The sequence below is a fragment of the Candidatus Symbiopectobacterium sp. NZEC135 genome (assembly GCF_025962695.1).
The window spans coordinates 1-9,761 of sequence record NZ_JAGFPF010000093.1 but is presented as its reverse complement, the minus strand read 5'-3'; the positions used below and the strand labels follow the sequence as shown (position 1 = coordinate 9,761).

The following is a 9,761-nucleotide window of genomic DNA, read 5'->3' as shown; positions in this document are numbered from 1 at the left end:
GTTTACTGCTCCAGTAGCTGAATGCGTGTTCGCAAATTTGCACTTCTATTGCAAACTTAATTAATCTGAACCGAACAGATCGCGGGTATACACTTTATCCGCGACATCCGCCAATTCCGATGTCATTCGGTTAGAGATAATCACATCTGCCATTTCTTTGAATGCATCAAGGTCACGGATAACGCGGGAACGGAAGAACGTGTCTTCCTTAAGTACCGGCTCATAAACAACGACTTCAATGCCTTTGGCTTTAATACGCTTCATCACCCCTTGAATAGCTGATGCACGGAAATTATCTGAGCCCGCTTTCATCACCAAGCGGTATACCCCCACCACTTTGGGCTCACGATCGATAATGGAATCAGCGATAAAATCTTTGCGGGTACGGTTTGCTTCAACAATTGCACTGATAAGGCTATTCGGTACGCTGGCATAGTTGGCAAGCAGTTGCTTGGTATCTTTCGGCAGACAATAACCACCGTAACCAAAGGAGGGATTGTTATAGTGACTGCCGATGCGAGGATCCAGCCCCACGCCATCAATAATTTGTTTGCTATCTAAACCGTTAATCTGTGCATAGCTATCAAGCTCATTGAAATAGGCTACACGCATTGCCAAATAGGTATTAGAAAACAGCTTGATGGCTTCTGCTTCTGTTGAATCTGTGAATAAAACCGGCACATCTTTTTTGATGGCACCTTCAAGCAGCAGATTAGCGAACTGCTCTGCTCGCGCTGAGCGTTCCCCTACAACGATACGCGATGGGTAGAGATTATCGTGCAGTGCCTTGCCTTCGCGTAGGAATTCAGGGGAGAAAATTATGTTATCCACTCCGAATTTTTGGCACAGATGCTTAGTATAACCTACAGGGACAGTTGATTTAATAATAATCGACGCACCAGGGTTAAGAGTTAATGCATCATATGCTACTGCGTCAACGGAATGTGTGTTAAAAAAATTTGTTTTTGGATCATAGTCCGTAGGTGTAGCAATAATAATGAAATCAGCATTTTCATAAGCATACTTTTTGTCACTCGTAGCCGAAAAGTTTAAATAATCACATAATAAAAACCCTTCAATTTCTTTATCTTGAATAGGGGATTTTTTTTCATTAAGTAGTACGACCCTTTCCTCATCAATATCAAATGCAACAACTTGATTATTTTGAGCCAACAACATAGCGTTAGAAAGGCCTACGTAACCAGTGCCAATGATGGTTATTTTCATTTATACACCACACCTATAGGATATAAGTAATTATGATATCCCTACCTGCAATAGCAGGTTAGTTATTTAAAAACTCACTTTTGACAGTATTTTGTATACCAATAGAAAGTGCAACAGGAGCCGTAAAATCAGTGTAATCAATAAAATTAGATTTAAACTGTGTACGTGCGCAAAATTTTTTGATTCTCACACTACTTACAGAGAATTCTCTGCCTGACACCTTAGACAGAAGATCGAAACAGTAACCACCGAACAATCCGATTACATAGGGTACATGGGTGTTATTTTTTTTCTTCCCTAATGATTGACAAATAATATCTGTAAGTTCGTTCATTGTAAAATCAGGCTTGTCAACATAATTAAAAACGTGGTATCCTGAAGGAATGCTGATGGAATATTTTATAAAAGCAGCTACATTTTCAACATAAGCCATTGACTTTTGATTTTCGCCGTTACCTATCATCAAAAATCTTCCAGTTGCAATTTGTCGAAAAAGATTATAAACATTCCCTCTATTTCTCTCGCCAAAAACGACCGTAGGCCGAATAGTAATTAAACTATTTCCTTGTGTTTTAGATTGCCACTCATTGTAGACACTCTCTGCTTCGAGTTTAGATTTTCCATAATGGTTGAATGGATTATACTCACCATCCTCACCAGTCTCTTTATCTACAAAACCATAAACAGCAACTGAAGAAGTAAAGATAATTTTTTTAATTTCTAATTCATTACAAATGTCACAAACATTCTTAGCTCCAAGAACATTCACATCATAATACAAATTAACTGGAGAGACATTATCTTTATGCTCAGCAGCCAGGTTGATAACAACATTGCTATTTAACAATACTTGTCTCAAGGTTTCAGGTTTAGTCACATCACCATAGACCCACTTATCAGGATAACTTTCACTTTTCACTTTATCAATAATTGTAAAACAAATATTGTCTTCAATAAGTAAGCCAGATAGGCGAGTTCCAATGAACCCCGACCCGCCAATGATAGCAATGTTAATTGTCATTTTTTTACTCCATGTTTCTTTAAACCATAAAATATATAATTCAAAAAATAGTAACTTGATCTAAAAACGTCGAATTTCAAGTAATGGCGATAAAATAACCACTGAGTGAAAAGAATCTTAACTTTATTAGAGGACAAACTTTGATGCCCTTCCCTATATAATGCTAAACTTTCAGGGATACAATAAGCATAATCAGTCTGTTTAAGAATTTTTAGCCATAATGCCATATCCTGACGTTTGCGGATTGTCGGCATATATACTTTACCAAGCGTATGTGTATCATATAGAGCAGTGAGACAGCCAATAACATTTGATTTCAATAACCTATCATAACTTACTTTAGCAGGAGGGATAATCCTAGAGATATAATTACCATTACTATCTATTTTATCATATCCAGAGTAAACAAGCTGATAATTGTTATCTTTAATAAAAGAAATTTGCAATTCAAGTTTTTTATTTTTCCATAGATCGTCACTATCAAGAAATGCTATATACCTACCATTAGCATTTTCAATAGAATTATTACGCGATACACCTGCGCCGCTGTTTATAGCGTTCACAAAAACTTTAATTCTTTGATCATTCTTTGCGTAACTGGACACTAACGCATATGTATCATCTGATGAGCAATCATCAGTTATAATCAGCTCCCAATTAGGGTAGGTCTGTGCCAAAACAGAGTCAATACTCTCACACACAGTCTTAGATGAATTGTATGTCGGCATTATGATTGATATCAGGTCAGAATTACTATTCATTGATAACTTTAAACCTTCTTATTATATACAAGATTTTATTTTTCTTGCAGGCACACCGGCATAAATAAAACCACCATCGCAGTTCCGATTAACCACTGAGTTCGCAGCTATTAAGCACCCTGATCCAATTTTAACACCAGCACATATAGTACAATTAGCCGCAATCCAGCTCCCGAATCCTATTTGAATTAGAGACGGACTTGAAATACCAAATCTAAAGGAACCATTCAAATACGTATGGTTCCCTGAAACCACTACAGAATTAAAACCAATCATTACCTGATCCTGCAAAATAACTTGTGCATGACAATTAATCACAACATTTGGAGCTATATACACATCGCATCCAACACTCAGCAAGTCTAATCCTTTTATAATGACATTTGCTGAAACTTGAAAATTTTTACCACATGCAGGCATAGCTAGAGAATACATGAATCCTCTAAATCGCATTATCAAGGGCACATCTGGTAATATAATAAATAGGGTTCTCACAAACCACGAGTAAACAAGTAGCAATTTATGTGTCATTATTCATCTCGTAATAAAACCGAATCACCTTATAACTTCATTAATAAAATTATCTAAGGTATATTCTTGAACAATTTTTTGACAGTGAAGACCATCTAATAAACACGAATCGAAATTATTATGCACATAGAGCATGGCATCCATCAACTCGTTACTACTGTCTCTATTGATAACATAGCCATATATTTTATTTCCATCACTTAAAACACGCTTACAATAACCAACGTCTGTTGTTATGCAATACAATGAATAAGCCATGCCCTCCAATATAACTCTAGGGCCTGTTTCCGACAAAGAAGGATTAATAAACACATCTGATTTTTTATATATTTCGAACAACTCAGGTCCATTTTCAACAAATCCTTTAAAGATTATATATTTTTGTAACTCATATTGCTCCACAAGATTTTTAACATCTTGATAAATTGGACCATCACCAACAAATGTCAATGAAATATTGTGTATTTTCTTTTCATTTACTAATCTAAAAATCGCATCAACTAGTACTTCTATTCCTTTAGCTGGTACAAATCGGCAAACACATATATAATTAATTAATTTATCACCGCTATTATTTATAACTTTTTTGCTACTTAGAGCAGTGCGCATTTCCTTAGAAGTGATTGAACTTTCGATCAATATTTTTAATTTATTACGCAAGAAAAAAGGCACGTTACTTTTCACTGAATCCCCGTTCGATGAGCATAATGAAAAGTAAGCACTGAAGCAAGTTAATAAATACTCGGGATAAAAAAGCATTAACAATATAACTTTCTTAAATTTTGATATTTTTTTATTTTTTATAACTTGAATAGGATTTGATGTGAAATGATAATTAACAGAAGTTGTTTTATGATTCATCAGAAGCCAGGAAAATGGTTCTGGTGTTCTTACATATATAAAACTTGATACAGCTTGCAGTTCTTTTATTCCATTTTTAATTTCTTTAAAATATTTTATTGCGCCGACATAATTATGGAAAGAAGGTAAGGATATTACCGTTATCCTATTATAACTTAAAAAAACATCACCATCTTCTACTCCATTTTTTTTTACCTTAGAAAGCAGAGTTATTTTTTCAGACTTGTCCAAAAAGGCCAATATATACTTAGCATGAATCGCTGATATATAAAAACCATCTTTTTTTAAAACAACCCCCCAGTTACAATATAAACCAATGTTCATTAACACCTCTTATAATTATTCACCCTGGTTCTTTTGATAATATAAAAAATCACGCCAACCACGAAGATGGATTGATAGCTATCAAATAATACGGCACCTTTGAACATCATAATAAAGACATATGCAAGAATACACCATCCTAATATACACGTTTTATTTTTTTTGATTAACGTATCGAAGCCAATTAATGACACAAGAAAAAACATCCAAATAAAGAGTCCTAAATACCCAATTGAGAAAAGAACTCGATACCATCCGATATCCGTACTCATAAAATACCCACCGTAATCGCCATACCATTTTGAAAAACCTAATATATTAAAATCACTTGGTGAATATATGAACATGGATACATTGCTTTTTACAGAACCAGTCTCCATACCGGATGAAAAAAGCTCGGTGACCCAGTGAATAAAAAACGAACTAAGTTCCTGAGGTAAAATATTAATAATCCCCCACACAGATAAAAAACTTAAAAATGTGATAATGGAAATTATTTTAAATACTCTAAAAAAACTGAAATAAAAAAGCGAAATTATAGCTATAATAAATGTCCCAACTATTGCTGATCGCGCTACTGCTATCGCTGAAATGATTATCAAGCCTAACGAAATATAATAAAAAACATGAATTTTCTTTGAGGATAGATGAATGTAACAAATCATAGAAAGAGCAAGAATATTTTGTAAAAAGCCAGTTGTATAAGCTGAAAAACCAGTTATCCCGACCAAGCGCAACGACATTAAGCTATCAATTGCTTCACTGCCACCTACAAGATCAAATGTTGCGCTGTCAATTAAAGAGAGATAAAAAGACTGAAAAGGCTTAACAAAAAGCATCAGTATAATAAATATAGCATTTACAACTCCTACACCACCCAAATACAGTAATATTTCAACCTGACCTTTAAATATGCACTCCACAACAAATGGTATCAAGAACAAAATAATTATATACATAAAAGATATTTTAATCATATATAAATCCGGAGTGCCATCGGAATTATACAGATAATTAAAAAAAGATATAAAAAACAAAAAAACAGCAAAAATCAAAGGAAACTTAACATGGTTAATATTGACTTTTAAATCATTCTTTATTATGTCAATGGAACAATAAAACAATAATATCAATGCACAAATGTACGTAGTTGGAACCGAAAATGTAAATTTATAAGACACCCCATAAACAAAATATAACAGTAATAAAAAAACAAAGAACATTCTACTTTTCGGTTTGTTAAGCAAAGTCACAGTATCGGCCTCAATGTTTTTATTTTACACTGTATTATTTTTCAAATAGTCTTCGTATTCCATTAGGCTTCACAAGTAAGCATAACGAAAGCAATTTCTTTGATAAATAATTTCTTTTATTCCCAAAAATGAAAATAATTAACAATGCAAGGCGAGGCCATAGCAACTTTCTAATTTTTAGTAGTATTTTTATTTTATGTAAATCTGGAATTATAATTAACTTATCAATCAATATTAAATCTTTAACAAAAGTTTCGTTAAGCAAAAAACTTGAAGAATTCGATATAGAATCTCCGCTCATTCTATATAAAACTGTTTTTTGTGATAAAAAGGATAAGCTGTAACCTGCTTTTGCAAATTTATACCACAGAGGTAAATCTTCAATTAATTTGAAGCGCTCATCTGCATATCCGATGCGCTGCAATTTTTCTCTATTAATAAATGAACTAGGAGCTGCTCCTAAATCACCATATGATAAGTATGCTAGTTGTTCACTAGCCGACTTCATTAATATTCTTTGTTGATAAAGAGGAGGATATACACGCGTCTTAATTTTACATCCAGAGGCATCAACGCAGAAGCCATCCATTAAGGAGAACAAAACAGCAAGATCATCTTTATTTTCTACAATTTCAGAATTATCTTTTAAACAATTTGGTAGAAGTATATCATCACCTGCTATAGATTTGATCCAATTAGATGTGGCATTTTTCCATGCTTGATTACAATTTTTAACTACACCTTTATTTTCTGAGCTCTCAAGAATAACAACCTTATAAAAATCATCAGTTTTATTTTTTAACCAAGTTTTTATAATCGGTACTGTATTATCGCTTGAGCAATCATCGCTTATGATTAACTCGATATTTTTCACACCATAAGTTTGGTTATAAATACTATCCAGGGTTTCACTCACAGTCGTCCCTGAATTATATGTAATTACAGCAACAGTTATTTTATCTATTTTATTCACTAGATGGCACCAGCAACAATATTTTTAAAAAATTCATTTTGCATATCTTTCCAAATTAAGATAGAGAAATAAAAAATAAAACATATAATTAATCAAATATGCAATATTTGCACCTTGCGTATAGTAATGAGGAACTAAAATAAAGACTAATATTACAAAGGTAATAGAAAATACAATTTCCGAGGATACATACCATACCGTCGAACCTCTCGATAGCATGGGATAGGCGTACAGCCAACTCGCAATTTTTATCACATCACCAATTAATTCAATCGCCAATAATTTTCTAGCATCAGAAAATTCATTACTGAACAATATCTTTATAGCGAAATCTCTAAATAGATATACAACCAAGGCCATCAACCCTACAGCAGGAATTATCATCAATGCAGTTTTATTAATTTCAGCACGAATTTCTTTTTTATTTTTTAAAGATGAAAGCTTAGGCAAATAATATGTACTTAATGAAATTGTTATAACAGCAAGATAGGCTTCTGATATTTTCCATACAGCTTGCCAATGCCCAGCATATTCCCAACCTACATTTTCTACTAAGATGCGACGAACGAATATTAAAGCAACAGGGGCAGTTAACGCAGTAGTAGTAACAGCCATGAGGATATACCCAGCGACTTTTTTTTTATGATATTTATCAACCCTACCCCATAAATAACAAAATTTGAACCATGGTTGTTTCAAAGCACAACACATTAATATAATGCCAATTAATGCTGCCTGAATAGTGGCTGCAAATAAAGCACCATCAATCCCTTTATATACAATTAAAAATACCATCAACACACATGAAAATATGTTTGAAAGTGCGCCTATACCAATGTAGAACTTATACTGTTGGAAGCCATTTATGATCGAATTAATCAATGTACCTACAGAAACCAAAGGCAATGCAAGTGTCGCTGAGCATATGAGCCATTTATAATCGGCTGTACCAAGGAGCCATAAAGAAATCTGTTCTGAAAATACAACACCTAGGGGCATAACTACTAATTGAATGCAACAAAGCCACCAAACACTTGCTTTCCACCAAGGGCTACATGCGCTAATACCTTGCTTTTCATTTTCCGCAGTATAACGAACGATGCAACTACTGACAGGCGCATTGACTATACCATTCAAGCTAGCAACAATACTTTGGATCTGTCCCAACATAGCCATTCCACTGGGTCCAGTATAAACAGCGACCACTTTGGCGATGATAAAACCACTTCCCATTTTCACTAATGTCAGTAAAGCGCTAAAAAATGTGACTGAAAGTAGCTTTTTCATCCTCTAAACTCATTGATTACAGAAATAACCGTTTCCACTTCGTCATTCGATATAGTCGGCCCCATTGGAAGACTTAATACCTGTTGATGGATGCACTCTGTTATTGGGAACGCTCCAGACTCAAACCCAAGTTTACGATATGCTGGTTGTAAATGTGGTGGCGTGGGATAATGAATCAATGTCTCTATGCCTCTTTCAGAGAGATGGCATTTTAAATTATATCTATTTTCACATCTTATAACAAAAAGATGCCAGACATGCTCAGTGTTTGACTTTGGCAAGCTGGGTAGCGAAACCAAGTCATTTTTAATATTACCAATGTACTTATTAGCAATTTCTTGCCTTCGCAAATTAGCTTTATCCAAATGTTTCAATTTTACAGAAAGAAATGCTGCTTGTAATTCATCAAGGCGGCTATTGACACCCTGATATAAATTTTCGTATTTCCTATGTGAACCATAATTTCTAACAGCTCGGAGTACTTGGGCTAATTCATCGTCATTTGTAGTTATTGCACCAGCATCACCCAGAGCACCTAAATTTTTTCCTGGATAAAAACTAAAAGCCGCCGCATCACCCCAAGCGCCAACCTTGATCCCTTCGGACATCGCACCATGAGCCTGAGCACAATCTTCAAGAACTAATAAATCATGCTCCTTTGCCAACTCCATGATTTCCAACATCGGAGAAATCCGTCCATATAGATGAACAGGAAGGATAACACGAGTTTTTTTAGTGATTGCACTCTTAACCCCCTCATAAGATATGTTATAAGTATCAAAATCAGGTTCAACAAGTACTGGAACTAAATCGTTTTCAGTAATTGACAATATAGAAGCGATATATGTGTTTGCCTGGACAATAACTTCATCACCAGCTTTCAGCTTTCCAAGTTCTTTCCACGCACGAAGAGTGAGGATCAAAGCATCTAGCCCATTGGCTACACCGATTGCATGTTTAACGCCACAATAGTTAGAGAACTCTTTCTCAAAGAGTTCTAATTCCTTCCCGGCGATAAACCATCCAGATGAAATAATGCGTTCAGCAACAGCAATTAACTCTTCTTTGTATACTGCATTTACATCTTTTAGATTCAAAAAATCAATCATTACTTAAATCCCATTCGTAAAAATCATGAACAATACCTCTTCCACCAAACCCTTCTTTTTGGGCAATTAGGCCTTCATTCAAAAAAGTTCCACTTTGTTCTGTAGATATTCCAAAACTAAAATACTTTTTTTCTTGATACACTTGCTGAATCAACGTCGCTAGTAAGTAATCTAATGCACCTAGAGTGCGTCCCTCGGGGCTAGAAGCCAGATACTGAGTATGCACTACACATCCAAAATCAAAAACCAAGCATCCGGCAATGATTTCTTCATCTTTTTTAGCTGTGTATAAATTAATATTGTTAGGGAATCGAGAAGCTAATAGTATTAGCTCTTCAGCTGAATGTACTGGCTGCGCACCAAATTTAGCTAAAACAGAACTTAACAATAAATGGAAACTAGCAAAATCAGCAG

The 9,761-nt window shown here is 34.5% G+C and carries 10 protein-coding genes; all 10 read right to left on the bottom strand.

Annotated features, from left to right (window positions below):
* Positions 1–60 precede the first annotated feature (60 nt).
* The gene (locus J5224_RS22485; protein WP_264627476.1) at positions 61–1,227 is read right to left on the bottom strand and encodes a nucleotide sugar dehydrogenase; all 1,167 of its coding nucleotides are present in this window, start codon (positions 1,225–1,227) and stop codon (positions 61–63) included.
* 58 nt (positions 1,228–1,285) lie between these two features.
* On the bottom strand, positions 1,286–2,248 hold the full coding sequence (locus tag J5224_RS22480; protein WP_264627475.1) for an NAD-dependent epimerase/dehydratase family protein: 963 nt from the start codon (positions 2,246–2,248) through the stop codon (positions 1,286–1,288).
* A complete protein-coding gene (locus tag J5224_RS22475; RefSeq protein ID WP_319802467.1) occupies positions 2,245–2,976 on the bottom strand; it encodes a glycosyltransferase family 2 protein in 732 nt (243 codons plus the stop codon). The genes J5224_RS22480 and J5224_RS22475 overlap by 4 nt, the downstream gene beginning before the upstream one ends.
* Before the next feature lie 54 nt (positions 2,977–3,030).
* Positions 3,031–3,444 carry an acyltransferase gene (locus J5224_RS22470; RefSeq protein WP_264627473.1) on the bottom strand — a complete coding sequence of 138 codons (414 nt, stop codon included), beginning with the start codon at positions 3,442–3,444 and terminating at the stop codon, positions 3,031–3,033.
* A gap of 120 nt (positions 3,445–3,564) precedes the next feature.
* Positions 3,565–4,725, bottom strand: coding sequence for a glycosyltransferase family 4 protein (locus J5224_RS22465; protein ID WP_264627472.1), 1,161 nt, complete (start codon positions 4,723–4,725; stop codon positions 3,565–3,567).
* A complete protein-coding gene (locus J5224_RS22460) occupies positions 4,725–5,702 on the bottom strand; it encodes a hypothetical protein (protein ID WP_264627471.1) in 978 nt (325 codons plus the stop codon). The genes J5224_RS22465 and J5224_RS22460 overlap by 1 nt, the downstream gene beginning before the upstream one ends.
* 310 nt (positions 5,703–6,012) lie before the next feature.
* A complete protein-coding gene (locus J5224_RS22455) occupies positions 6,013–6,951 on the bottom strand; it encodes a glycosyltransferase family 2 protein (RefSeq protein ID WP_264627470.1) in 939 nt (312 codons plus the stop codon).
* Between the two features lie 33 nt (positions 6,952–6,984).
* Positions 6,985–8,238, bottom strand: a complete 1,254-nt coding sequence (locus tag J5224_RS22450; RefSeq protein WP_264627469.1) for an O-antigen translocase — start codon at positions 8,236–8,238, stop codon at positions 6,985–6,987.
* Positions 8,235–9,347, bottom strand: coding sequence for a DegT/DnrJ/EryC1/StrS family aminotransferase (locus J5224_RS22445; RefSeq protein ID WP_264627468.1), 1,113 nt, complete (start codon positions 9,345–9,347; stop codon positions 8,235–8,237). The genes J5224_RS22450 and J5224_RS22445 overlap by 4 nt, the downstream gene beginning before the upstream one ends.
* A partial coding sequence (locus tag J5224_RS22440; RefSeq protein ID WP_264627467.1) for a GNAT family N-acetyltransferase occupies positions 9,340–9,761 on the bottom strand: 422 nt, incomplete at its 5' end. The genes J5224_RS22440 and J5224_RS22445, both read right to left, overlap by 8 nt.